The organism is Deinococcus carri, assembly GCF_039545055.1.
Classification (GTDB): domain Bacteria; phylum Deinococcota; class Deinococci; order Deinococcales; family Deinococcaceae; genus Deinococcus; species Deinococcus carri.
This window is the reverse complement of sequence record NZ_BAABRP010000001.1, coordinates 550,755-576,173: the sequence shown is the minus strand read 5'-3', so window position 1 is coordinate 576,173 and position 25,419 is coordinate 550,755. Positions and strand designations below refer to the sequence as shown.

Here is a 25,419-nt window from a genome sequence, read left to right as displayed (position 1 = left end):
TCATGAAGAGTGTCTGACGTGGGGGCGGCCAGCATCCAGCTTCCAGCGGCCAGCTTTCCCAGGCTTCAGCCTCTGCTTGCTGGCCGCTGCCTGCCCCCGCTAGGGTTCGTTCGGGTCCTTCAGCGGGTAAGTGGTGCTGTTGACCGCCCGCACGCGGCCCTCGGGCTGGGCGTAGGTGGCGTCGATGAGGCCGGTGCGGTTCTGGCGGAACCAGTCGTGCAGGGCGGGGGATTTCGGGAACACCTGCGCCCTCAGCACGGCTTCGGCCTGCACGCCCTGTCCGGCGAGAATCATGTTGGCGTAGTAGCCGCCCAGCCGCGCTTTCAGGTCGTCGGGAAAGGCGTCAGGCTGACCCAGCGTGCCCAACAGGTCGCGGAGGTTGCGGGCCGCCTCCTGGGCGGGGACGTAGGCGTAGGCGCGGGTGCGGTCGGCCAAGCGCACGCCGTCCCAGCCCAGGACCGTGCGGAGGGCCGGACTCGCGGCGTAGGACCAGTCGTAGTAGGCGAGGCTGTCGCTGGCGAACAGCAGTTCCTTCGTGCCGTCGCCGTTCAGGTCCGCGAACTGCACCCCGTAGTTGCCGCTGTCCAGGATCGCGAGGTTCTCCACCCGGCCCCCGTCCTGGGTGAACACGTAGTTCACCGAGCAGCAGTGCGCCCCGCCGGAGAAGGTGGTCAACACCAGTTCCGGCAGGCCGCCGGGCCGCAGCGGTTGCAGTTCCGCGGCCACATTCCACCCCCGGACGGTCAGGACGGTGCGGCTGCCGTTCTTCACGACCGCCTGCGCCTCGGCGTCGTAGTTCCCTTCCGGGCGGGGCGTGACCGTCACGGTGAGATTGCCCCACTTCAGGACCTCGGCCTGCGCGGACGAGAGCAAGAGCAGACCGGCCAGGACAAGGGTCTTCATGGCCCCCACCTTAATACGGACCCCGATGGAATCGTTGACGCAGTGATTCCATCCGAGCAGAGCGAGTGGGAGAAAAACGGGTTCCGGGCGTGGAGTTTGCAAATCGGCTCTTTTCCGATGGGTAAACGCAACAGACGGAATCCGTATTACCCCTCCAGCCCCAGCGCTAGGCCCAGCAGGCGGTCGTCCTCGCCGTGGCGGCCCACGAGTTGCACGCCCACGAAGGGGACGGACGTGGGCAGGGCGACGGTGGGCGCACCCAGCAGGCTGAAGGGGGTGTTGAGGCGCAACGTGGCGCGGCGCAGGGGGAGGCGGCCCTCCGGCAGGTCCACCTCGTCCTGCCCGACCAGGGGCGGTGGGGTGGGGACGGTGGGGGCGAGCAGCACGTCGAAGCGGGAGAGCAGGTCGTCGAGCAGGGCACGGTAGGCGGCGCGGCGCTCGAACGCGGCCGCCACCTCCGCCTCCGTGAGCGCCTGCCCCTGCCGCAGCGAGGCGAGGGTGAAGGGCAGAAAGCCGGGGTCCTCCCGCCGCAGCGCCCCGGCGTGAACCCGCGCCGCCTCGCTCAGCACGATGGGCGAGTAGGCGTCCAGCACTTCCGGGAAGGTGACGGCCTCCACCGATGCGCCCCGTTCTGTCAGGCGAGCGGCAAAGGCCAGGACAGCCTCGCGCACCGGCTCCGTGACCCAGCCCTCGGGGAGCCAGAGGCCCACCCGGACGCCCTGCCATGCCTGCCGCTCCACCGCCTGTCCGGTCAACGCCTCCTGCACACGCACCACCGTCGCCACGTCGCGCGCGAGGGGTCCGGCGTGGTCGCAGGTGCCGGAGAGGGGCAGCACCCCTTCTGTACTCCAGGCCGGGTGGCCCTTTGTCGGTTTGTAGCCCACCACGCCGCACCACGCCGCCGGCACGCGGATGCTGCCGCCCGTGTCGGTGCCCAGGGCGAAATCCACCTTTCTTCCGGCCACCTGCCCCAGCGCCACGCTGACACCCGCACCGCTGCTGCTGCCGCCCGGAACGCGCCCCGGCAGGAAGGGATGCGCCGTTCCCCCAAAGCCGTTCATGCCCGTGATGCCCAGCGCGATTTCGTGCAGATGGGTCTTGCCGACGGCGCTGGCCCCCAGCGCCAGCAGTCGGCGGACGAGCACGCTGGGACCGGGGTCGGGCACCGGGGCACGGGTGCTGGCGTGCAGCGGCCAACCCGGTACGCCGAACAGGTCCTTCACGCTGAAGGTCAGGCCGCCAAGGGGTCCGCCCGCCGCCCCGGCGAGGGGAGTCGCCGGGAGGTAGGCCCAGGCACGCTGCGGGTCCGGGAAGGGCGGGAAGGTGGGTGAGTCGCCAGCAGTCATGGCCCCACGGTAACGTGTCTCCCCTACCCCACCGGCAGGCGCAGCACGCCTTCCAGCGCGGCGTACGCCTCAGGCCGCGCCAGGAAGACCAGTTCATCGTCGGCGGTGAGGCGCAGTTCGGGGCGGGGCAGGCGCACGGTGCCGTCGCGGACGATGCCCACCACCTCCACGCCGGGCGGCAGGGCCAGGACCGCCAGCCGCGCGCCCAGCCAACCGGGGGGCACGCCGCGGCGGTAGAGTTCCTGTTCGGCGGTCAGGGTCGGGAGGGCATTCTCGCCCCCCTCGGCGGGCGCGTGCAGGGGCGTGGCCGGGGCGCGCCGGGGCACGAAGCGGATGCCGTCCGGCAGCAGGGGCGGCCCGGCAGGGACGGCACTCGCCGCGCGCGAGCGGACCTGGGCGGGCAACAGCCCGGACTCGCCGCTCAGGACATGGGCCAGCCCCGCCGTGAGCAGGGCGGCGGGCAGCAGCGCGTCCCCGCCCCAGGCGACCGCCAGCAGCGCCGCCGCGACGGGCACGTTCAGCGTGACGGTCAGAAAGGCCACGCCGCCCATCAGGGCCGTGACCGCCGGGTCCAGGCCCAGCAGCGTGCCCAGCCCGGTGCCCAGCAGGCTGCCCACCCCCACCGACGGCAGCACGCCCCCGCCAAAGGCCAGCCGCGCCCCCAGCGCCAGCAGCAGCCAGCGCCACGCGCCGTAGCCCACGGCTTCCGGCCCCAGGAACCCCGACAGGCCCAGTTGCGTCCAACCCGCGCCGTCGCCCAGCACGGCGGGGGTGCTCCACAGCGCTGCGGCAGCGGTCAGCAGCCCGAACGCGCCGCCCAGCAGCGGACGCCAAGAGCCGGAGGTCCAGGTCTGGGGCAGCACCCGGCAGGCCAGCAGGGACGCCCAGCCCGCCAGCGTGACCGCCAGGACCACGCCCAGGAAGGCCGGGAACTGCGCCAGCCCCGGCATCTGCAACACCTGCACGCTGAACAGCGGCTCGAACCCGAAGGCCGCCCCGTACACGGCGTAGCCGGTCACGGCGGCCAGCACGCAGGGCATCAGCACCTCGAACTCGAACTCGAAGCGGCGGTACAGCACCTCCGCGATCAGGACGGCGGCAGCAAGCGGCGCATGCAGCACCGCCCCCAGCCCCGCCGCCGCCCCCGCCAGCGTGAGGGCGCGGGTTTCCACGGCGTCGAGCCGGGTGGCCTGCCCCAGCAGCCGCGTGCCCAGCTGCCCCAGCAGCGTGAAGGGCGCGTCGCGGCCCACCAGCAGCCCGGTCACGTACCCCAGCACCGTCCCCACCAGTGTCCGCAGCTGCACCGCCACACCCGGCCACTGCCCCCGCGCGTGGTAGCCGCGTACCAGTTGCGTGAGGGGGTCGCCTGCCTCCGCCGGGAGCAGCCAGGCATACGCCGCCCCCACCACCGGCAGGGCCAGCAGGCCCCAGGGCAGCGCGTCGCCAAAGGCCATCAGCAGCCCGCCCTCGCCGGGGGTGCCGGGGGGGGTGTAGCCCGTCACCTGCACGCCCAGCCGCAGCAGCGCCTCCAGCGCCAGCCGCAGCAGGATGCACAGCCCGCCCACCAGCGCCCCCAGCAGCACGCTCAGCACCACCAGCCGTCCGGTTTCCAGGCGGGTCAGGACGGCACGGGGCAGCGGAGAACGCATCGGGAAGCATGGTAGCAGGAGGGGTCAGGCGTGAGGGGTTAGGGGTTAGGGCGGGCGCAGAAAGGTTGCCGCTTTTTGGCAACCTATCCGAGCGAAGCGAGAAGCGCAAAAAGGGCGGCGCTCCGTTGCGTTGCCGCATGTCTCAGGCGTCCACTCCACTGCACGCCGCCCTAGGGAAAGAAGCTTGTGCTAAAGCATTTCTCCCTACCCCCTGACACCTAACGCCTAACCCCTACTTCAAACACCGCCACGTCCCCCGCAGGCAGGCTCAGGTGTAGCCAGCCCCCGCTCACGCTGAGCTTGGCGTCCTGCCCAGCAAACAGGCTGCGGGTGAGGGCCTGGGCATCCGCTTTCAGGCCCAGGGTGCCGAGGCGCACGCTGTAGGTCTTTCTGGCCCGGCCGTTGTGCCAGGCGACCAGTACCCGCTCGCCCCCGGCCTCGCGGGTCAGCAGCAGGAGGTCGTCTTGCAGGGGGGTGGGAACGGGCAGCAGCGTCTGGCTGCCCACGCTCAGCGCACGGCTGGCCTTGCGCACGGCGATGGCGTCACGGGCAGCGTCGAAGACGGCCTTTTCGGCGGGCGTCCACCCTTCCTCGAAGCGCATGTCGCGGCGGTTGTCGGGGTCGGGGCCGCCGCGCATGGCGATTTCGGTGCCCTGCCAGAGGACCGGCACGCCCTTCAGGGTCATCAGGGCGCGCAGGGCGTAGCGGGTGCGGGCCTGCGCCTGGTCCTCGAACAGCGACCCCTGGGCGAAGCGTGCGATGTCGTGGTTGTCGAGGAACAGCGCCACCTCGCCGGGCCGGGGCAGTTCCTTTTGCCGGTCCAGCACCGCCGCCACCCGGCCCAGACCCTGCCCGCCCATGATGCTCTGGGCCATCGCTCCTTGCAGGCTGAACAGGAACAGGCTGTCGAAACCCGCCCGCTGCCAGTCCGCGACCGTCCCGGTGTCTGCGCCGTACCACTCGCCCAGGGTCCAGGTTCCGGCGGCGCGGTCACGGGCGAGCAGTTCTTTCAGGAACGGCCCCTCCACGTGCTTGATGGCGTCGTAGCGGAAGGCGTCCACGCCCTGCCCGCGCCAGAAGTCGGCATTGCTCAGCAGCAGCGCCCGCACCTCCGGGTTCGACTGCCGCAGGTCCGGCAGGCCCGCGAGGGGGCAATCCACGTCCTTGTTCCTGCTGGCATCACACTGGGCGTGACTATTGAACCAGCCCGGATGCTCCTTCACCGCCGCCGCCTCGTAGCCGTAGTGGTTGATGACCTGATCGAGCACCACGCGCATCCCCGCCCCGTGCGCCGCCTTCACGAAGCCGCCGAAGTCGGCCAGCGTCCCGAAGTGCGGGTCCACATCGCGGAAATCGGCGGGCCAGTAGCCATGATAGGGCGAAGTGTCGAAGGAATTGGCCGTCTGCTGCCGGTAAATCGGCGTGAGCCATACGGCCGTTGCCCCCAGCCTCTGGATGTAGGGCAGCCTCGCCGTCAGGCCCACCAGGTCGCCACCGTGCCAGGCGCGTGGGTCCGAGCGGTTGACGCCCATGTCGTTAGCCTTATCGCCATCCGCGAACCGGTCAGGCATCACCTGATAGATGACCTGTCCCTCGAAGGACGGCAGAGGCGGCGGGGTCTGCGCACCCGCCAGTGAGGTAAGCAGGGCGGCCAGGAGAGGGAGGCGGCGCATGAGAGACATGCTAAGGGTAGAGGGACGGGAGCAGAGAGCTTCTGCCGCTGGAGCTTAAGCTTTTCCATCTGCCCCCCGCCCCCCCACCCCCGCTACCATCCCGCCATGCCTGACCTGACGAAGCTTCCGCACCGGCTCGACGCCGAGAAAAAGACCTGCCGCGCGATTGTGGAGACGCCCAAGGGCAAGCGCAGCAAGTTCGACTACGACCCGGAGTCGGGGCTGTTCGAGCTGGGCGGCCTGCTGGCCGAGGGCATGACCTTTCCGCTGGATTTCGGCTTCGTGCCCTCGACGCTGGGCGAGGACGGCGACCCGCTGGACGTGCTGGTCCTCACGGATGAGCCGACCTTCGCGGGCTGCCTGATGCAGGTGCGCCTGCTGGGAGTAATGGAGGCCGAGCAGACCGAGAAGGGCCAGACGGTGCGCAATGACCGCCTGCTCGCGGTGGCCGAGACATCGCACCTGTACGAGCAGGTCAGGGACGTGGACGGGCTGCCCGGCCGCGTGGTCGAGCAGCTCCAGCAGTTTTTCGTCAACTACAACGCCGCCAAGGGCAAGGGCTTCGAGGTGCTCGCCGTGCGTGGCCCCAACCGCGCGGCGCAGCTCGTGCGGGAAGGCAGCGAGGCCCTGCGGCGGGGACAGGCAGGTCAGTAACTACCCCGTGTTCCGCACCCCCGCCGCGATGCCCTGGAGGCTGAGCAGCAGGGGCCGCTCGTACTCGTCCAGCCCCTCCTCAGTGCTGCGGGCGCGCTGGAGCAGCTCAACCTGAATGCGGTGAATCGGGTCGATGTAGGGGTTGCGCAGCTTGATGCTCTCGCGCAAGCGGGGTTCGCCCTCCAGCAACTCCGCGCCCACGGCCTCCTGCACCAGCCGCACCGTCTCGTCGTAGGCGGCCCGGAGCTGCCCGGCCAGGCGGTGCTCGCCCGAGAGGCGCAGATATTCCGCGAAGATCAGGAAGTCACTCTTGGCGAGGCTCATCTGGGCGTTGTCCAGCACCGTGCGGAAAAAGGGCCACTCGCGGTACATCTGGCGGGCGAGGTCGGGGCCGATTTCCTTGAGGCCCTCGGCCAGGCCATACCAGCCGGGAAGGTTGGCGCGGTTCTGCGTCCAGCTCATCACCCAGGGAATGGCGCGCAGGTTGGTCAGGGTGGGCGCACCGGGGCGGCGCACCGGCCGCGAGGCGATGTTCAGGCGAGCAATCTCGTGGATGGGCGTGACGGCCTCGAAGAAGGGCAGGAAATCCGGGTCGTGGACCAGGGCGCGGTAGGCCGCCGCACTCGCCTGGGCCGCGCGGGTCATGGCGGAGGTCCACTCGGCGGGCGGGTTCCCAGCGGGGCGGGCAGCGGCCAGCAGCAGGCCGTAGAGGGCCTGTTCCAGATTGCGCCGCGCCAGCACCGGGTGGCTGTACTTGTCCGCCAGCGCCTCGCCCTGCTCGGTGATGCGCAGGCCCGCGTCGATGGTCCCGGCGGGCTGACCCAGAATCGCCCGCGAGGCCGGGCCGCCGCCCCGCCCGATGGACGTGCCGCGCCCGTGGAAGAAGCGCCACCGGACCCCCGCGCGGCGGCACACGTCGCTGATGTTGCGCTGGGCCTCGTGCAGCGCCCAGTTGGCGGCCAGGAAGCCCGCGTCCTTGTTGGAGTCGCTGTAGCCCAGCATGATTTCCTGCACGCCCTCGCCCAGCAGGGCGCGGTACTCGGGCACGCTCAGCAGCTCCCACACGATCTGGGGGGCGCGGGTCAGGTCGTCCAGTGTCTCGAACAGCGGCACCGGCAGGATACGGAAGCCCACCTCACGGGCCAGCAGGAGCGGCTCCAGCACGTCGCTGACGCTCTCGCTCATGCTGATGACGTAGCGCCCAAAGGCCCGCGGACCGGCAAGGCGGGTGGCCGCCTGCACCTCGCGGATGGGGCCGATGGCGGTTTCCAGCTCCTCCGGCAGGGCTTCCCCGGCGGGCCACAGCGGGCGGCGGGAGCGCAGCTCGCGGGTCAGCACGTCCTGCCGGGCGTGTTCGGGGAGGTTCAGGTAGTCCGGCTCCACGCCCGCCTCGGCCAGCAGGCGCGCAACCGCCGCCCCCGTCTGCGCGCTGTGTTCGCGGAGGTCCAGGCTGACGAGGTGCTGCCCGAACACCCGCGCCACCGTCAGCAGCGGCGTGAGGAGCAGGTCGGCCGTGCGGTGCTGCCCGTCCTCCTCCAGGCGGACCTTCAGCGCCTCCAGCCGGGGCACCAGGTCCACCGGCTGCCCGTCGCGGATGGCGTTGTGCAGGTCGCGCAGCTCGCGCCGATAGGGTTCCTGGCCCGCCTCGCCGTCCGCCTCGCCCTCCAGCCCCGCCTGGCTGAGGTCGGTGTAGGCCTGACGCAGTGCAGCCAGCAGCAGCTCGCGCGCCCGTTCGCGGTGCAGGGCCAGCGCCTCCCGCGTGGCCTCCGGCGTCACGAAGGGGTTGCCGTCGCGGTCACCGCCCATCCACGAGCTGAAGCTGAGGGGCAGCCGGGCGTCCGTCTCCTGACCGTAGACCTGCCGGAAGGCCCGCGTGAGGTCGCGCTGCAACTCGGGGAGGGCCTGTGCGATGGAGGCGACGTAGCTCAGGCCGCCCTTCACCTCGTCCTGCACGGTGGGCTTGAGGCGGCGCAGCTCGGGCGTGTGCCACAGCGCCTCCACGTGCGCGGCCACCCGCTCCAGCCCCTCGCCGTCCAGGTGCGGGATGTCGTGGGCCACCTCCACGAGGTGGTTGCGGACGGTGCGGCGGCGCATCTCGGTGGGGTGGGCGGTGAAGGTGAGGCCCAGGTCCAGCCGGGCGAGCAGCGCCCCCGCCTCCCCCGCCGTCACCCCCTGGGCCTTCAGCTCGGTGAGGGCTTGCTCGATGCTTTGCGGGCGCACGCCCCGCGTCCCCGACAGCACGCGCACCCGCTCGTACTCCTCGGCCAGGTTGACGAGTTGGAAGTACCAGGTGAAGGCGCGCGCCAGGTTTCCCGCGTCCCGCGCGTCCAGCCCGGCCAGGAGGGCGCGCAGCTCGGTGTCGTCGCCCCCGGCCCGCACCTCGCGCACCAGCGCCCGCACCCGCTCGACCAGCTCGAAAAAGGCCTCGCCCTCCTGCTCGCGCAGCACCTGCCCCAGCGTGCGCCCCAGCACGTTCACGTCACTGCTCAGCCCCACGTTGCTCGCCCCATTTCAGGCCTCCTCGACGTAACGGTAACGCTCAATGCTCAGCGCCTTCCCTCCCTCTATCTGGACAATCACGCCGTTCAGCTCCGCCGGGCCGCCCGCGACGGCGAAGCGGTGGGGGCGCTCGGTCAGGAACTTCTGGATGGGCGCGGCGGGGTCCGCCCCGATGATGCTGTTCGTGGGGCCGGTAAAGCCCGCGTCGGTCTGGAAGGCGGTGCCACCGGGCAGAATCCGGGTGTCGGCGGTGGGCACGTGCGTGTGCGTCCCGATGACGGCGGCCACCCGCCCGTCCAGATGCCACGCCAGCGCCGCCTTCTCGCTGGTGGCCTCGGCGTGCAGGTCCACAAAGACGCTGCCCAGGTCAGGCCGCAAGAGCAGCTCGTCCAGCGCCAGAAAGGGATTGGCGACCGCCTCCATGAAGACGCGGCCCAGCACGTTCACCACCGTGAGCCGCTCTCCGCCGACCTCGAAGGTCCGCCACCCCATGCCCGGCGTGCCGGGGTCGGAGACGTTCAGGGGCCGCACCAGGGGATAGAGGGCCTCGTCGAGCATCAGCGCGTACACGTCCTTGTGGTGCCAGGCGTGGTTGCCCAGCGTGATGCAGTCGGCCCCCGCCTTGAGGATGGCCTCGGCGGCCTCCCGATGCAGGCCGAAGCCCCCGGCAGCGTTCTCGCCGTTCACGATGATGAAATCGAAATCCGGGCGGAGGGTCGGCAGATGGGCACTCAGCACCCGGCGGCCCGGCTGGCCGTACACGTCTCCCACAAACAGCACGCGAAGCATGGCCCAACCTTAGAGCAGTTCTCAGAATGAGACCATGCGGGGAATTGTCGGGGGGCGGGGATACGGGCTTGACCTGCGGGAACGGATCGTGGCGGCAGTCGAAGCCGGGCCTTCCTGGAAGGCTGTCGCGGGGCTGTCAACCTCTCCTCACACCCTCAAGCGCCGACGGGCACCCCCAGCCACGCCCCCAGCTCGCGCTCGAACTCGGCATGGCGCTCGTGGTGGTAGAGCAGGCCGTGGAAGCCCGCCAACCGCGCCGCCTCGATATTCTCCTGCACGTCGTCCACGAAGGCGACCTGGGGGGCGGGCACGCCCATTGCCTCCGCCAGCGCGGCAAAGGCGTCGGGGTGGGGTTTTTTCTGGCGCAGTTCGTTGCTGAAGACCAGGGCGTCGAAGCGGGCGAAGCGGGGGTCGCGGCGCAGGTGGTCGCTGACGACCGGGTAGTTGTTGCTCAGCAGGCCCACCCGGACTCCGGCGGGCAGACACTCCAGCGTGGCGTACATCGGCAGGTTGTCATGGATGCTGCTCAGGTACAGCGCCTCGAAGTCGGCGTAGGGCAGGGTGATGCCCGTCTCGGCCTGCATCACGTCCCAGAACTGCGGCAGGGTCCATTCCCCGACCTCCAGTTGCCGCACGTGCCGGAAGTAGCTCTCGCGCACCCGGGCCACCGGAACGCCGCTGCGGTCGGCCATGTTCTGCGTGCTGCGCCCGTCGAAGGTGCCGACCGTAAACACGCCGCCCCAGTCGAAGGCGACGTGACGGGGCGCGGGCCGGGGGGAAGGGGTCATGCGGGGCATTCTGGCGCAGGGCCGAACCGGGTCAGCGGGGCGTGACTAGTCCTCGTCGAGCAGCAGGCCCCGCCGGGTCCAGGCGGCCACGTTCAGCGCGTGCAGTTCCTGCCAGGCGCGCACCCAGCCCTCCAGCCCCGCCACCCGCCCGCCCCGCCCGTGGCGCGCCGTGGCGGCCCGGTGCGCGGCGAGCAGTTCGGCGGGACCAGCGCCGGGGAGGACGCGCACATCCACCTCCTCGCTGAGGGCCGGGGCGGGCCGCGCGTCGGCGGTCGTGCTGAACACGCAGGCCACGCCGCTGGCCCGGTCACGCAGCCAGGTCACGGCCTGCACCAGGGGACGGGCGGCGCGCGGCGAATCCGGCGTCTCGCTCCAGCGCAGCGCGGCGGCCACCTCCGGCGCGAACAGGGAGGCGCGCTGGTGGCGCAGCTCGCTCAGCAGCGGCACGTAGAACACGCCCAGCGGTTCGGCCCCCGCCGCCCGCAACTCGCCGTCCAGCGCGGCCAGGGTGCGGGCCTGCTCCGGGGTGGCTCCCCAGGGGCGTTCCTCCAGGGCCTCGAAGGTCAGGGTAGGGTGCAGGACTGGCCCGGCGAGGGGCCGGCCCTCCAGGCGGGCGCGGCTCACCTCCGGCAGCCAGCCCTGGGCGGCCCCCTCGCCGAGCAGCGCCTGAAGCTCGTCGGCGGTCAGGGCGGCCAGGTCCAGACGTGTCGGCACGCCCGGCAGCATAGCGCGGGGGCGGGTTCTCACACGGGATGGCTCTGATTCCAGAACATCCGGGACGGCACCGAAGGTTCTCCAGGGGCCACAGGCTCAGGGGCGGCCCCTTACCTTTCTTGCCAGGAGAAACGTAGGCTCACCCGCTCTTGGTCCATCGCCGCCATCCCGTCCTTTTTGCCACTTGCTCTGCCCGGTTGATTCCAGGGAATCAACGCAATTTCGTCTCACTTCCCCTGACGCCGCTTTCTGACCCTCCCCGTATACTCGGCCCCATGACCGGCATCAACGAGGCCGCCCCCCACTACGCCCAGGATGTCGCGGCCGTCGCGGCGAAACTGAAGATGCACCCCGGCCCCATCGTGGTCCTCTCGCACGAGAACCCGGACGGGGACGCGCTGGGCAGCGTGCTGGGGCTGACGCGGGCGCTGCGGGCGCTGGGCAAGACGGTGGTGGCCCCGCTGGACGCGCCGCGCTACCTGCGCTTCCTGCCGAAAGAGGGCGAGCTGAGCGCGCCGCTCACGGCGTGGCCCGCCGGTGCCCTGGCCGCCGTGCTGGACGTGGACAACAACGACCCCGCGCGGGTGGCAGGGGCCGACCTGAGCACCTTCACGGGCGAGGTGGTGAACGTGGATCACCACGGCACCAACGCCCGCCGCGCCGCCGCCCTGGTGGTGGACCCCGGCCAGCCCGCCACCGCGATGATGGTGGCCGACGTGGTGGACGCGCTGGGGGTGCCCTGGTCGGAGGCCATCGCCACACCGCTGATGCTGGGCCTGAACACCGACACCGGCTCCTTCCGCTTCGACAGCGTGACGCCGCGGACCTTCGAGGTCGCCGCCCGCCTGCGGGCCTGCGGGGCACGGCTGGGCTGGCTCAACGACCAGCTCGGCCAGCGCCCCCGCAGCTACTACACGCTGCTGCGCGAGGTGCTGAACACGCTGGAATTCCTGCACGGGGGCCGGGTGGTGCTGGCCCGGGTGGACGCCTCCATGCTGGAGCGGACCGGGGCCTCCTGGGAGGACGTGGAATCCTACGTGAGCCTGCTGCGCGGGGCCGAGGGATCGGTCCTCGCCGTGATGGTCAAGGACTACGGGGACCGGGTCAAGCTCTCCCTGCGCTCGCGGGACGGGGTGAGCGCGCAGAATATCGCCGTGGCGCTGGGCGGGGGCGGGCACGTCCCGGCCGCGGGGGCCTCGCTGACCCTCCCCTACCCCGAGGTGCGCGCCCGGCTGGACGAGGCCATCACCGCCGAACTCGCCCGCGCGGACGCGGCGGCCACGGCTGGCTGAACGTCACCCTTACGGCACAGCGGGCCGGACGGCCGGGGCCTTCCCTTCCGTCGGCGCGGGCTTCTGCTCGCCCAGCAGGGCATCCACGCCCGCGTTGATCCAGGCGAAGGCCCGGCGGGTGTTCGGCATGGTGTAGGTCTGGTCCGAGCCGTGCTGCATGAAGGCGTAGACGACGTGGCGGCCGTCCTTCGTCTGGAAGTAGCCGGTGTAGGTCAGGATGCGCCAGCCGTTGCCCCCCTTGCCGTAGAAGGCGGCGACGTTGTGGGCGGCCTCCGCCCTCAGCGCCGAGCGGCCGAAGCCCAGGGCGGCGACCTCGTGCTGCCACTTCAGGGCGCGCGGACTCAGGCCGGGGCGCAGGTACTCGTGCGCCAGCAGGGTGGCGAACTCGTAGGGGGTGCTGAGGTTGTGCACCCGCAGGTCGTTCGCCGGGTCGGCGTCCCCCTCGAAATAGGCGTCGAGGCGGCGCTGGAGGTAGTCGAAGCGGTACTTCTGCGCGTCGGCGTCGATGGCGGCGGCCAGGCGCTCGCGGTCCTCGCCGGTGGCCGTCTCCCAGAGGTGCGTGCCGTTGAAGGTGTCCGACAGGCCCGCCTCGGCCACCCACCACGCCTTGGTGGGCAGAATCAGGCGGGTGTGGCACAGGCCCAGGTCGTCGGCCAGCGCCTGCACCGCCTTCAGCCCCACTCGCCGGTGCAGGATGTCGGTCGCGGTGTTGTCGCTGTGCTGGATCATGCGGATGGTCAGGTCCTTGACGTTCGTGTCGTCATAGGGGTAATCCCCCAGGCTCTGGTTCTCGCGGGTCACGTCGAAGCGCTCCGTGGGCAGCAGCGCCCCCGCGTCGAACTGCCGCAGCACCGCCCACAGCACCGCCTGCTTGTAGGTGCTCGCCAGCGGAAACACCTCGTCGGGATGGGTCGCCACGGCGCGCAGGGGCCGCAGGGTGGCCGGGTCCACCTCCGCCACCCACAGGCCCAGCCGCCCACTGAGGGGCTGGGGCGGCGGCGGGGCAGGCTGGGCGGCGGGGGCTTGGGCGAGGCAGCCCGACGGCAGCGGCTGGGCGGCGGCCCGGGAGGCGGGCGGCGACGCAGTGGCCGGAGCCGGGGTGGTCGGGGTCGGGGGGACGGGTGCCGCCGCGGTGGCCGGCACCGTCTCCGGGCGGCGACAGGCCCACAGGCCCCCCGCCAGCGCCAGCGCCGCGAGGAAATACCGGCCCTTGTTCCGCAGGGCAGGAGGAGGAGACCCCATTCAGACCGTGACGGGTTCCAGCGTCGCGCCGACGGTCCCCGGCCCCGCGTGCGTGGCGACCACGGCCCCGAGCTGGTGGTCCCCCAGGTCCTCGAAGGGCACGCCGCTCAGGCCCGCGCGCACCTCGCGCAGGTACTCCTCGCCGCCCACGGTGGACAGGAAGGCCACCCGCGTCCCGCTCTGCGCATGCGCCTCCACGTACTTGCGGACATGGTCCACGATGTCCTGCATCGCCTTCTTGTGCCCGCGCACGCGCCCGCCCGACTCGACCCGCCCGTCTTTCACGACCAGGATCGGCTTGATGTTCAACAGGCCGCCCAGCAGCGCCGCCGCCCCACCAATCCGCCCGTTGATCTTCAGGAAATCCAGCGTGTCCACGGTGAAGCGGATATCGGCCTGCTGCGACACCCGCTCCAGTTCGGCCACGATCTCGGGCACGCTGCGGCCCTCGGCGGCCCGCTGAGCGGCGCGCAGGGCCTGCATCCCCAGTCCCATACTGACCGAGCGGCTGTCGACCACCGTCACCCGGCCCCCGAAGTCCTGCGCCGCCAGCCGCGCGCTGCCCACCGTCCCCGACAGTTGCCCGCTGATATGCACGCTGAGCACCTGATCGGCCGTTTCCAGCGCCTCGCTATAGACGGCGGCGAACTCCGCCGGGCTGGGCTGGGAGGTGCTGGGCGTCTTCTTGCCCTCCTTGAGGCCCCGGAACAGGTCAGCGGGCGTGATGTCGATGCCGTCTTTGTGCATCTTGCCGTCGAACAGCACGTACAGCGGCACACTGCGAATCGCGTATTGCGCGAGCAACCCGGGGCCGAGGTCGCTCGTGGAGTCCGTGACGATGGCGATGGTCATGAACGCCATCTTAACGCGGGTCGTCTGGGGATGGGGCGGCCAGCTTCCAGCCGCCAGCGACCAGCCTGAAGAAAGAACGCCGCCCCAGCGGACGGCGTTCCATGCGAGCCAGGGGCGCTCAGTCTTTCTTCTTGGGGACCCACTTCTTGCGGCCGCCCTCGCCCGGCTCGGGGGTTGCGGCCTGGCTCTCTTCCTCCGCAAGTGCGGGGGCCACAGCTTCGGCAGACTCGGGGGTGGGAGCCGCTGCCCTGGCCTTCGGCTGCCATCTGGGGCGCTCGCCTGATATGGGGGCAGCTTCAGCCACGCTGACCTCGGCAGGAGCGGCCGGGGCTTCCGGGGTTGCACTGGGGGCAGGCGTCGCCTCCGCCGCCGTGCCGCTCCCCTTCGGTGCCCACTTCTTCCGCTCGCCGGCAGGCTGAGGTTCGGCGGGGGCCTGTTCTGGTGCAGCAGTCGCGGAATCTTCGCTTTTGGGCTTCCAGGCTTTGCGGGCAGGAGCAGCCGGGGCCGCGTCCGTCCCGCTGACCGCTGACGGCTGACCGCTGACGGCTTCCGTCACCGGCACGGCACTCACGTCGTCGGCGCTGGCTTTCGGTTTCCAGGCCTTGCAGGCAGGCGCGGCACCTTCCGCCGGTTCCGCCGGAGCAGCGGGAGCCTCGGCCACGGGCGCGGCGCTCACGTCATCGCTGCCAGCCTTCGGCTTCCAGGCTTTCCGCGCCGGAGCAGCGTCGGAGGCGGGCGTCTCGCTGGCGGCGGGCGGCTGGTCGCTGGCCGCTTCCCCCTTCGGCTTCCACGCCCTGCGCGGCGACGAATCGGCAGAGCTGGACGTGACCGGGCTGGGCGCGGCGGCCTGCGGTTCCGGGTCGGTGTCCGGGTTATTCACCGGGCTGCCGGGCTGCGCGTTAATCACGTCAGCGTTCGTCACGCCGGTCACGGGCGAACCGGCCGACGGCGCGGCCCCGGTGCGGTCCATCGGCAGCTCGGTGTTGGGCACCACCGGCTCGGGCGACTCCTCCAGGGTGTTTTCGGGGGCGGCGGTGGGGGCCACCCATTCCCCGGTCGCGCGCTGCACGCTTTCGAGCATCAGCTCGGCCACGTCCTTCACCACGATGTCGTCGCGCTTCGCCTTTTCGGGCGTCGAGTTCATCATCGACTTGCAGAAGGGGCAACCTACTGCCAGCACCTTCTGGGGTTCGCCGCTTTCATAGGCGCGCACGTTGTCGGCCGCCGCGTCCAGGCGGGTCTGAATCTCGCGGAAGCGGTTGTCGCTGACGCGCTCGCGGCCTTCTTCCTCCTCCTTCCAGAACTGCGCGCCGCCCGCGCCGCAGCAAAACGAATTGTCGCGGCTGCGCTCCAGCTCCAGCACCTCGCCCGCCATCTGGGTAATCAGGGCGCGCGGCGCGTCGTAGACGCCGTTGTGGCGGCCCAGGTAGCAGGGGTCGTGGTAGGTCACGTCGTCCTGAAGCTGCGCGAGGGGCAACCGGCCCGCCGCCACCAGCGTCTCCAGGTACTCGGTGTGGTGGATGGTCTGGTAGTGCCCGCCGAGCTGCTTGTACTCGTTGCCGATCATGTTCATGCAGTGCGGGCAGGTGGCAACGATCAGTTTGGGCCGCACGGTGTTGAGCGTCTCCACGTTCTCGGCGGCAAGCGTCTGGTACAGGAACTCGTTCCCGGCGCGGCGGGCGCTGTCGCCGGTGCAGGCTTCCTTCTTGCCGAGAACCGCGTAATTGACCCCGGCCTTATCGAGCAGTTGCACGAAGGACCGGGCCACCTTCTGCGCGCCGGGGTCGTAACTGGCCGCGCAACCCACCCAGTAGATGACGTCGGGTTCGGGGTTCTCGTCGATGGTGGGCACCTTCAGCCCCTCGGCCCACTCCATGCGCTTGTCTCTGGAGATGCCCCAGGGGTTGCTGGCGCGCTCCATGCCGCGGAAGGCCGTCTGAAGCTGCGGCGGGAACTCACCCGCGACCATCACCTGATGGCGGCGGATGTCGATGATGTCGAGCATCTGCTCGTCCTGCACGGGGCACACCTGCATACACGCGCCGCAGGTCGTGCAGGCCCAGACCGATTCCTCGTTGATGGCGTATTCGAGGAGGGGATGGGCGGTACTCGCGCCGCTCTCGAAGGGCGCGGGCTTCAGCGTGAAGGGGCTGGGGTGCGCGCCAATCACGTTGAGTTCCATGCGCTTGTTGATTTCCAGCGCGGCGGGCGAGAGCGCCTTGCCGGTCGCGTTCGCCGGGCACACGTCCTGGCAGCGGTTGCACTGGATGCAGGCGTAGGCGTCCAGCAGGCGGGGCCATTCGAGGTCTTCGAGCTTTTCCACGCCCAGCTTGGGGTCCTCGGCCTCCATCGCCTCCTCCAGCCCCTTCATGGGGGGGAGGACGCCCGTGCCGACGGGGCGCTTGAGCGCATAGTTGACCGGCGTCATGAAGATGTGGATGTGCTTGGTGAAGGGGAAGTACGCCAGGAACGCCAGCACACTGCCCAGCGCCCCCCAGAAGCCGAAGATGCGCCAGCCCTCCAGCGCCTGGTCGCTCAGCCCGCCGAATAGCGTGCCGCCGATGGCGCTGGACACGGGCTGAAAGGCATCGTAATGCCCGAACTCGCGCGCCTCCTGCACCATCTTCGCGCCCTGGCCCAGGATGCGGCTGCCCACGTGGAAGGTGATGAAGGCGGAGACGATCAGGCTGTCGCGCTTGATGTAGCCCTGCTTGACGAGCGGGTGCAGCAGCGTCTTTTCCGTGAAGCGGAAGTCGCGCTTGCTGGTGGTGAAGAGGCGGCGGATGACCAGCCCGATCACGCCGACCAGCACCAGGAAGCTCAGGAGGTCGGCCAGGATGTTGTACAACGCGCCCAGCGGATTCGTGGACAGGATGGTGAAGTGGAAGTACCCTTCCAGCCCGTCCACCAGGTTCACGGCGATGTAGTACACGAAGCCGTAGAAGATGAAGGCGTGCAGCACGCTGATGACCGGGCGGCGGCGGAAGGTGCGCTCCTGCGTCAGCGAGGTCTTGACGGCGTACCACAGGCGCGACCCCAGCTCGTTCCAGCGAACCTCGGAGGCAGGTGCGCCACGGCGAATCCGCAGATACAGGCGGTAAAAGCCCCACAGGCCGAACCCTCCGGCGATCAGGGCGAACACGAAGAACAGGATTTTGTGAATCAGCGGCAGCAAGAGCGTCTCCTCGGATTAGGCGTGGGGCAACACTTTTTTGAACCAGTCCGTCGAACCCGGAAATTTGAACTCGGTCAAAGTATAGCGGGCAGCGGCGGGGCACTCGGAAGGTGTCTCAGTGTACGCGGGGGAGGGGCCAGGGGAGCGGGCCGCGCCGCCACTTTGCGGTCACGCCGCGTGGGACAGCCCGGTAAGCTCAGGCCTAGGGCGGCGCTCCGTTAAGTTGCCGCGTGTCCTGGGCAGCAACTCCACTTCACGCCGCCCTTATCACGGTTTCTCACTTCGTTCGGCCCAGAAAGGTTGTCGAACCTTTCTGGGCACCGCCCTATGCCCCTCGGTTGCCTCGCCAGTCTGTTCGGGATGAGGGAAAAAGCCGCCCCCACGGCCGAACCTCCCCAAGCCACCGTGCCCGACACCCTCCCGCTGGAGGTCAAGCGGTATTTCTTCAGCCGCGACGAGAACGCCTTTTTCGGGACGCTGGAAAAGGTGCTCGCGCCCACGCCCTACCGCGTGTTCCCGAACGTGCGCCTGAACGACCTCTTCAAAATCACGGCGGACACGCAACGCGGGGCGGTCTATGCCCGGCTGCGCGACAAGCACGTGGACTTCCTGATCGTGGACAGCGCGGCGGCCTACCGCCCGGTTCTCGCCCTGGAACTCGATGGCCGCTCGCACCAGAACGAGAAACAGCAGCACCGCGACGCGGTGAAGGACGTGGCCTTCCGTTCGGCGGGGCTGAAGCTGGTGCGCCTGCCCTCACGGACGTATACGGCGGCGGAACTCGGCCCCCTGTTGCAAGCGGACCTGCCCGCCCTCCGCCGCTGACCGCCCCACGCGCTACCCTCTGCCTGTGAGCCTCACCCCCGCCGAACTGCAAACGTACCTCGAAGCCCTGGTGAACGGGGAACTCAAGCTCTCCACGATGATCTGGGGGCCGCCCGGCGTGGGCAAGAGCAGCGTGGTGGCGCAGGTGGCGCGCAAGCACGGCCTGGACTTCGTGGACGTGCGCCTCTCGCAGCTCGCGCCCACCGACCTGCGCGGCCTGCCGGTGCCGGAGGCGGACGGCCAGGGCAGCGGCGTAAGCCGGTGGTATCCGCCGGAGTTCCTGCCCCGGGGCGGCCACGGCATCCTCTTTCTGGACGAGGTGAACATGGCCCCGCCCACCATGCAGGGGATGGCGCAGCAACTGATCCTCGACCGCAAGGTGGGCAGCTACGAACTGCCGGAGGGCTGGTTTGTCTGGGCCGCCGGGAACCGCAAGGAGGACCGCGCCAGCGTGTTCGACATGCCCGCGCCGCTCGCCAACCGCTTCCTGCACCTGACCGTGCGGCCCGACTTCGACAGTTGGCGGGCGTATGCCCTGGGGCGCGGCCTGCACGAACACGTCATCGCCTTCCTCACCTTCCGCCCGGAACTGCTGCACCACCTCGACCCCGCGCAACCCGCCTGGCCCAGCCCCCGCGCCTGGGAGATGGCCTCGCACCTCCACCGCGCCGGGCTGGACGTGGCTCCCGCCATCGGTGAGGCTGCCGGGGCCGAGTTCAGCGCCTTCGTGCGCCTGTACGAGCAACTCCCCGACCTGGGCCTGGTGCTGCGCGGCCAGGGCACCGGCCTGAGACTCCCCGACGAACCCAGCGTGCGGTACGCCGCCGTGGTGGGCCTCGCCGCCCGCGCCGCCGATGCCGACGAGGCCTTCCACGCCTTTACCTGGCTCGCGGACGCCGCCGGGCCGGAATGGCTGCAACTGTACGTCGCCACCCTGGTCAGCAAGTTCCAGGCCATCGGGCAACTGGGCGAACTCGCCGGGCTGCTGGGGCGCGACGAGCGGCTGGCGGGACTGGTGCAGGGGACGTTGGCGCTGGCGGAGGGGGCATGAGGTACGCGGTGCGCGGTACGTGGTACGCAGTGTTTTTGTCCCGCGCACCGCGTACCGCCTCCCGCCTCCCGCGCCGGAGGCGCGCATGACCCCCGACTTCCACCACCTCATCTCCGGCTCGCGGCTGCGCTTGCGCGGCAAGTCGGCCTTTTTCGCCACGCTGCTGCTGCACGCGGAGTTCGTGCCCTCGCGGGAGGTGCTGGCGGTGGGCACGGACGGCGAGCGAGTATACGTGAATCCGGAGGTGGCGGCCAGCCTGCCGCCCGACGTGCTGGACGGCCTCTTGCTGCATGAGGTGCTGCACGCGGCGCTCTCGCATGTGCAGCGGCGAGGGCCACGCGAGAAGAAACGCTGGAACCGGGCCGCCGACCTGATTGTGAACGGGATGGTCGCGGCGGCGGGCCTGCCCACCCCTCCCCAGAACGGGCGCGACGAGCATCTGGAAAAACTCAGCGTGGAGGAGGTCTATACCGCGCTGGAGGGGCAGGCCGAGGGGGAAGGCGACGAGGCCGGGGAGGACCTGCTGGACGGCCCCCCCTCCGACGCCCCGCCGAAGGGCAGCAAATCGGGGCCGCAGGCCGCGCGGCAGTGGCAGCAGGCCCTCGCCCAGGCGCGCAGCGTGGACGCGATGAGCGGCGGCAAGGGCGACGACCCGCTCGGCGCGCACCGCGAACTGGCCCGCCTCTCCCCCGCCCGGCTGGACTGGCGCGCGCAACTGTGGCGCTTCCTGGCGCGGACGCCGGTGGATTTCGGCGGCTTCGACCGCCGTTTCGTGGGGCGCGGCCTCTATCTGGAGGCGCTGGACGACGAGTCGCTGACGGCACTGGTCGCGGTGGACACGTCCGGCAGCGTGGACGACCAGGCCGTGCGTGCCCTCGTGGGCGAGGTGCAGGGCGTGTTGGGCGCCTACCCGCATGTGAAGGCCATCCTCTACTACGCGGACACGGAAGCCTACGGCCCCTACGACCTGCGCCCCGGCGACGCGATTCCCGCGCCCGTGGGTGGCGGCGGCACCGACTTCCGCCCCATCTTCGGGCTGGCCGACACGCACGAACCCGACGTGCTGATTTACCTGACGGACGGCTACGGGGACTTTCCCGAAAAAGCCCCCGGAATGCCGACCCTCTGGGTGGTGCCCCCCGGCGGGCTAGAGGACGAGGGCTTTCCCTTCGGGGACGTGCTGCGCCTGGGGGAATGAGGCCGCTTTCTGCCATCCGCCTTTTGCCTTCTGCCATCCGCCATCTGCGATATTGCCCCCATGACCTTCTCGGAACTCGACCCCCGGACCCTCACCGCCCTGGGTGTGGACCGGGCGCTGGAGGTGGCGGGCGCGGCGCGGACGACGGCGGACATGCTCGCGGGCCTGAGTGCGCACCCCGACAGCCGCGTGCGGGCACTCGCAGCGCGGCACCCGAACACGCCGCCAGAGGTGCTGGGCACGCTCGCCCCGATGTTCCCCCGCGAGGTGCTGGACAACCCCGGCCTCCCGCTGATGCGCCTGGCCCGGCCAGGGTTGCTGGGCGTGTTCCCGGCCGAGGGCGTCACGGCCCTGCTGGCCCTGCCGGACGTGCCGGGGTGGGTGCTGGACGGGGCGGCGCGGCACGAGGACTACGGCGTGCGGGCGGCGCTGGCGGCGCGACCCGACCTGAGCGCGCAGCGGGTGGAGGCGCTCGGGCAGGACGCCGGATGGCAGGTGCGCGAGGCGGTGGCGGGCCGCGCCGACCTCCCCGAGCCTCTGGTGCGCCAGCTCGCCGCCGACGACGACTACGACGTGCGCAAGGCCGTCGCCGCCCGCACCGACCTGCCCGGCGACGTGCTGCGGACGCTGGCAGGTGACGCGCACGGCACAGTCCGGGCCAGCGTGGCGCGGCGGCTCGACCTGCCGCTGGACTGCATGCTCACCCTGGCCGCCGACGGGGACGCGGACGTGCTGGCGACCCTGGCGCGGCGGGTGGACCTGCCCCGCAATGTGCGCGAGTGGCTGGCCGCCCACGAGCAGCCGCCCGTGCGGAGCGCGGCCCTGCAAGCCTGGACCGTGCCCGCCACCTGGCTGGAGCAGGCCGAACATGACGCCGACCCCGAGGTCCGCGCGGCCCTGGCCCGCCGCCCCGACGCCCGCCCCGAACTGCTCGCCCGCCTGGCCCGCGACGAGTCGGAAACGGTGCGCCGCGCCCTGCTGGACCGCAACGACCTGCCGGAAGGCGCAGTGCTGGCCCTGGCCCGCGCCCCCGAGCAGGACATCCGCCTGCACGTCGCCAGCGCCGAGGGCCTCACGCCCGCCGTGCTGGACCTGCTGCTGACCGACCCCGACACCGCTGTCCGCACCATCCTCGCCGTGCGGCCCGACCTCGGCCCGGAGAGGCTGGCCCGCCTCGCCGCCGACCCGGAAGCAGAGGTGCGCCGCGCGGTCGCCTATGCCGCAGCGCCGGGGGAGGGAGTGGTGGCTGCCCTGGCCGCCGACCCGAACGCCGGGGTACGCCGCGCCGCCGCCCGCCAGCGTGACCTCCCGGCGAGTCTACTCCCGGCTCTCGCCACTGACCCCGACGAGGGCGTGCGGCTGGCGGTGGCCGGACGGGACGACCTGCCGGAAGAGTTGCGCGAACAGCTCCGCCACGACCCGGACGGGAGCGTGCGGGCGGAGGTGGCGGCCTCGGCCAGTTGGCGGATGCCCCCCGGCCCCGAACCTGCGAGCGTCAGGAAATGACTGACCTTCGGCTGCCCATCGGTGACTTCATCTTCTGCACCCGCGCGGTGATTGTCTGCCTGCGGGACGGTCATTTGCTGGTCAATGCCGAAAAAGACGTGGACTTCCTGTATCTGCCCGGCGGGGCCGTCACCATTGACGAGGCCACGCCCGAAAGTGCCGCCCGTGAATGGACCGAGGAAACAGGCCTCCCCGCCGGGCCGCTGCGTCTGGTGGGGGTGGTCGAGAACTTCTTTTCCCTCTCCGGCAGGCGCTGGCATGCCCTGGAGTTCTTCTACCAGATGGAGGCCCCGGCGGACTTGCCCCCAACCTCTTTCACGGTCAGGGACAATCCCAACGTCACCTGCCTCTGGCTCCCGCTGGCCGAGGTGCGGGAAAGGCGCGTCGTGCCGCTGCCGGTGCGCGACCTGCTGGACGTGCCCGCAGGCAGCGTGCGGCACATCGTCAACCGGGAGTGACGGGCCGCCCTCCGCCAAAAGGCCGACGCCCCGGCCTGCCCCACCCGGCAGACTGCCCCCATGACCGACATTCGCCTGCCCCTCGGTGGCCTCAAGTTCAGCGTGCGCGTCGCCATTCTCTGCGTGAGGGGTGAGCGGCTGCTGGCGAACACGGCGGAGGGGCTGGGCTTCTGGTTCCTGCCCGGCGGGGCGCTTTCAACGGACGAGGACATCACCACCTGCGCGGCCCGTGAATGGCTGGAGGAAACGGGCGTCCAGCCCGGACCGCTGCGGCTGGTGGGCGTGCTGGAGAACTTCTTCGGCCCGCCCCACAAGCGGCAGCATGAACTCGGCTTCTACTTCCGCATGGACGCGCCGCCCGAACTCCCGGACGGGCGCTTTACCGTGCTGGACAATGCCGACTATTTCTATGACTGGATTCCGCTGGCCGAGGTGGTGACCCGGCCCGTGTACCCGCTCGCCCTGACGCAGTTCCTGAGGACGGGAACGGGCGAGGTGCGGCACCTGGTGGAGCGGGGCTGAGGGTCCTCGCCTGGCCGCTCCCTCAAACCTTCGTTAGGTTGGCGAACTTCACCAGCAGTTTCTTGGTGCCCGCCGAGGCGAAATGCACCGTCACCTCCTGCCGTTCGCCCACGCCCGCCACCGCCAGCACCTGCCCCTCCCCGAACTTCGGGTGCGTGACCTTCTCGCCGCCCCGGTAGGCCATGCCTTCGGTCATGGGGCTGGTGTTCTTGACGGCGCTGGGGCGGGTGGGAACAGTCGGGCGGTAGTCCTTCCAGGTCTTCTGGCGGTAGTCGATGACCTGCCCGTAGGGGTCCACCGCGTCGAAGCCGCCCTCGATTTCCTCCAGAAACCGGCTGTCCTCGGTGGCGTTGGTCTTGCCGTACTGCATCCGGTTCTGCGCGGCCGTCAGGAACAGGCGCTCCATCGCGCGCGTGATGCCCACATAGAAGAGGCGGCGCTCCTCCTCGATGCCGCCCGGCTCGATCAGGGCATTGCGGCTGGGCAGCAGGCCCTCTTCGGTGCCCACGATGAACACCACCGGGAACTCCAGCCCCTTGGCGTTGTGCAGCGTCATCAGGGTCACGGCGTCTTCGGGCACGTCCTTGTTTTCCTGCTTGGCGCGCATGTCGTCCACGCTGGAAAGCAGCGCGGCGTCGTCGAGAAAGTCCCCGATGGTGCCCTCGTTCGTCTGCGACCATTCCTCGGCGGCGCTCACGAGTTCTTCGAGGTTCTCCATCCGCACCTGCCCCTCCTGGCCTTCCTGGCGCAGCAGGTCGAGGTAGCCGCTGGTTTCGATGACGAACCGCAGGAACTGCGCCGGTTCGTAGTTGTCGGCGGCCTCGCTCATGGCGTGCATCAGCCCGGCAAACTCGACCGGCTTCTGCGCGCCCCGGTCGAGGATGTTCAGCTCCTGGGCGTTGGCGCAGGCGGTCAGGATGGACGTGCCGTTCACCCGCGCCCACTCCATCAGCCGCTCCAGCGCCGTGTCCCCGATGCCGCGGCGGGGCCGCCCGATGATGCGGCGCAGGGCCACGTCGTCGTCGGGGTTGATGGCGAGGCGGGCATAGGCCAGCACGTCCTTGATCTCGCGCCGGTCATAGAAGCCCACGCCGCCGACGATCTTGGCCGGAATCTGCACGCGGCGCAGCGATTCTTCAATCACGCGGGACTGGGCGTTGGTGCGGTACAGCACGGCCATGTCCGCGAACTTCAGGCCCTCGCCGTGCAGGCGCGTCAGCCACTCCGCGACGAAATCGCCCTCCGCGCGGTGGTCGGTCGCGCGGTGGAACAGGACCGGGTGGCCGTCTTCCTTCACGGCCCTGAGGGTCTTGTCCAGACGCTCGGCGTTGTTTTCAATCAGCTTGTTGGCAATGGTCAGCACGCGGGCGCTGGAGCGGTAGTTGTGTTCCAGCATGTAGACTTTGGCGTCGGGGTAATCTTTTTGAAAGTCGAGGATGTTCTGGATGTCAGCACCGCGAAAGCGATATATCGACTGATCAGGGTCTCCCACCACAAGCAAGTTCCTGTCTCTACTTGCCAGCAGTCGCGTCAATTCATACTGGGCCTTGTTCGTGTCCTGATACTCGTCCACATGGATGAACTTCGCGCGGTCCTGCACGCGGTCAAGGACGGCGGGCACTTCCTTAAAGAGCCGCACGGTTTCGGTAATCAAATCCCCGAAATCAATTGCGTTTTGCCCCTTCTTGCGCGCCTCGTAGCGGCGGTAGACCTCGGCGGCGGCCTCGCGCGGCAGGCCGCTGATGAACGGCTCGGGGTTGCGGTCCAGGTCGGCGGGCGTCAGCAGGTTGCTCTTGGCGCGGTCGAGAATGCCGCGCAGCACGCGGGGATTGGTGTCTGGGCCGATGCCGGGAATGGACCCCATGATCTCCTTGAGGATGTCCATCTGGTCGTCGTCGTCGTAGATGACGAAGCCGCGCCTCAATCCGATGTGCTCGCCATACGCCCGCAGGATGCGGACGCCCGCGCTGTGGAAGGTACTCATCCACAGCCGGTCCGCCCCGCTGACGAGATGTTTGGCCCGCTCGCGCATCTCGGCGGCGGCCTTGTTGGTAAAGGTGACGGCCAGAATCTCGCCCGGGTCCACGCCGTAGTGCCCGATCAGGTGCGCGATGCGGTAGACCAGCGTGCGCGTCTTGCCGCTGCCCGCCCCCGCGATGACGAGAGCGGGGCCGGTGTAGTGGTCGGCCGCCTGCGCCTGGTTGGGGTTGAGCTGGGAAAGCAGGGAGGATTCGGGCAGGTCCGGCACAGAAGTCACCCAGGGAGTCTAGCAGGTGGGGTTAT

At 70.4% G+C, this 25,419-nt stretch carries 20 protein-coding genes; 8 read left to right on the top strand and 12 right to left on the bottom strand.

Going from position 1 to position 25,419, the window contains the following annotated elements:
* Window positions 1-99: 99 nt before the first annotated feature.
* The 4 genes from ABEA67_RS02880 to ABEA67_RS02865 form a co-directional block, all read right to left on the bottom strand.
* Complete coding sequence (locus ABEA67_RS02880) at window positions 100-903, bottom strand: hypothetical protein (RefSeq protein ID WP_345460581.1); 804 nt, start codon at window positions 901-903, stop codon at window positions 100-102.
* A gap of 146 nt (window positions 904-1,049) precedes the next feature.
* Window positions 1,050-2,249 carry an amidase gene (locus tag ABEA67_RS02875; RefSeq protein ID WP_345460578.1) on the bottom strand — a complete coding sequence of 400 codons (1,200 nt, stop codon included), beginning with the start codon at window positions 2,247-2,249 and terminating at the stop codon, window positions 1,050-1,052.
* Window positions 2,250-2,272: 23 nt separating this feature from the next.
* Window positions 2,273-3,898 (bottom strand): chloride channel protein, encoded by a 1,626-nt coding sequence (locus ABEA67_RS02870; protein WP_345460575.1) that lies wholly within the window; start codon window positions 3,896-3,898, stop codon window positions 2,273-2,275.
* Between the two features lie 218 nt (window positions 3,899-4,116).
* Entirely contained in the window at window positions 4,117-5,571 is a 1,455-nt protein-coding gene (locus ABEA67_RS02865) for an alpha-amylase family glycosyl hydrolase (RefSeq protein WP_345460572.1), read from the bottom strand.
* Window positions 5,572-5,676: 105 nt separating this feature from the next.
* On the opposite strand from ABEA67_RS02865, the gene ABEA67_RS02860 reads away from it, so the two are divergent.
* Complete coding sequence (locus ABEA67_RS02860; RefSeq protein WP_345460569.1) at window positions 5,677-6,225, top strand: inorganic diphosphatase; 549 nt, start codon at window positions 5,677-5,679, stop codon at window positions 6,223-6,225.
* Here the strand turns inward: ABEA67_RS02860 and ABEA67_RS02855 are convergent, their stop codons facing one another.
* From ABEA67_RS02855 to ABEA67_RS02840, 4 genes are all read right to left on the bottom strand, one after another.
* Window positions 6,226-8,721: a phosphoenolpyruvate carboxylase gene (locus ABEA67_RS02855; protein ID WP_345460566.1), complete on the bottom strand. Its 2,496-nt coding sequence runs from the start codon at window positions 8,719-8,721 to the stop codon at window positions 6,226-6,228.
* A 15-nt stretch (window positions 8,722-8,736) separates the two neighbouring features.
* On the bottom strand, window positions 8,737-9,513 hold the full coding sequence (locus ABEA67_RS02850) for a TIGR00282 family metallophosphoesterase (protein WP_345460563.1): 777 nt from the start codon (window positions 9,511-9,513) through the stop codon (window positions 8,737-8,739).
* Window positions 9,514-9,668: 155 nt separating this feature from the next.
* Window positions 9,669-10,301 carry an HAD family hydrolase gene (locus ABEA67_RS02845; RefSeq protein ID WP_425557143.1) on the bottom strand — a complete coding sequence of 211 codons (633 nt, stop codon included), beginning with the start codon at window positions 10,299-10,301 and terminating at the stop codon, window positions 9,669-9,671.
* A 45-nt stretch (window positions 10,302-10,346) separates the two neighbouring features.
* On the bottom strand, window positions 10,347-11,015 hold the full coding sequence (locus tag ABEA67_RS02840; RefSeq protein ID WP_345460557.1) for a hypothetical protein: 669 nt from the start codon (window positions 11,013-11,015) through the stop codon (window positions 10,347-10,349).
* A 275-nt stretch (window positions 11,016-11,290) separates the two neighbouring features.
* Here ABEA67_RS02840 and ABEA67_RS02835 point away from each other — a divergent pair, with 275 nt between their 5' ends.
* A complete protein-coding gene (locus ABEA67_RS02835; RefSeq protein WP_345460554.1) occupies window positions 11,291-12,307 on the top strand; it encodes a DHH family phosphoesterase in 1,017 nt (338 codons plus the stop codon).
* 9 nt (window positions 12,308-12,316) lie between these two features.
* Here ABEA67_RS02835 and ABEA67_RS02830 read toward each other — a convergent pair whose 3' ends face one another.
* The 3 genes from ABEA67_RS02830 to ABEA67_RS02820 form a co-directional block, all read right to left on the bottom strand.
* Window positions 12,317-13,549 (bottom strand): serine hydrolase, encoded by a 1,233-nt coding sequence (locus tag ABEA67_RS02830; RefSeq protein ID WP_345460551.1) that lies wholly within the window; start codon window positions 13,547-13,549, stop codon window positions 12,317-12,319.
* Window positions 13,550-14,401, bottom strand: coding sequence for a DegV family protein (locus ABEA67_RS02825; protein ID WP_345460548.1), 852 nt, complete (start codon window positions 14,399-14,401; stop codon window positions 13,550-13,552).
* A 118-nt stretch (window positions 14,402-14,519) separates the two neighbouring features.
* Complete coding sequence (locus ABEA67_RS02820) at window positions 14,520-17,576, bottom strand: heterodisulfide reductase-related iron-sulfur binding cluster (protein WP_345460545.1); 3,057 nt, start codon at window positions 17,574-17,576, stop codon at window positions 14,520-14,522.
* Window positions 17,577-17,936: 360 nt separating this feature from the next.
* On the opposite strand from ABEA67_RS02820, the gene ABEA67_RS02815 reads away from it, so the two are divergent.
* The 6 genes from ABEA67_RS02815 to ABEA67_RS02790 all read left to right on the top strand — a co-directional run bounded on the left by ABEA67_RS02815 (window position 17,937) and on the right by ABEA67_RS02790 (window position 23,136).
* The gene (locus tag ABEA67_RS02815) at window positions 17,937-18,401 is read left to right on the top strand and encodes a DUF2726 domain-containing protein (protein ID WP_345460542.1); all 465 of its coding nucleotides are present in this window, start codon (window positions 17,937-17,939) and stop codon (window positions 18,399-18,401) included.
* 25 nt (window positions 18,402-18,426) lie between these two features.
* On the top strand, window positions 18,427-19,452 hold the full coding sequence (locus ABEA67_RS02810; RefSeq protein ID WP_345460539.1) for an ATP-binding protein: 1,026 nt from the start codon (window positions 18,427-18,429) through the stop codon (window positions 19,450-19,452).
* Window positions 19,453-19,537: 85 nt separating this feature from the next.
* A complete protein-coding gene (locus ABEA67_RS02805) occupies window positions 19,538-20,650 on the top strand; it encodes a vWA domain-containing protein (protein ID WP_345460536.1) in 1,113 nt (370 codons plus the stop codon).
* Window positions 20,651-20,710: 60 nt separating this feature from the next.
* A complete protein-coding gene (locus ABEA67_RS02800) occupies window positions 20,711-22,156 on the top strand; it encodes a hypothetical protein (protein ID WP_345460533.1) in 1,446 nt (481 codons plus the stop codon).
* The gene (locus ABEA67_RS02795; RefSeq protein ID WP_345460530.1) at window positions 22,153-22,614 is read left to right on the top strand and encodes an NUDIX domain-containing protein; all 462 of its coding nucleotides are present in this window, start codon (window positions 22,153-22,155) and stop codon (window positions 22,612-22,614) included. The genes ABEA67_RS02800 and ABEA67_RS02795 overlap by 4 nt, the downstream gene beginning before the upstream one ends.
* 60 nt (window positions 22,615-22,674) lie before the next feature.
* On the top strand, window positions 22,675-23,136 hold the full coding sequence (locus tag ABEA67_RS02790; protein WP_345460527.1) for an NUDIX domain-containing protein: 462 nt from the start codon (window positions 22,675-22,677) through the stop codon (window positions 23,134-23,136).
* Between the two features lie 22 nt (window positions 23,137-23,158).
* Here ABEA67_RS02790 and ABEA67_RS02785 read toward each other — a convergent pair whose 3' ends face one another.
* Entirely contained in the window at window positions 23,159-25,393 is a 2,235-nt protein-coding gene (locus ABEA67_RS02785) for an ATP-dependent helicase (RefSeq protein ID WP_345460524.1), read from the bottom strand.
* Window positions 25,394-25,419 lie beyond the last annotated feature (26 nt).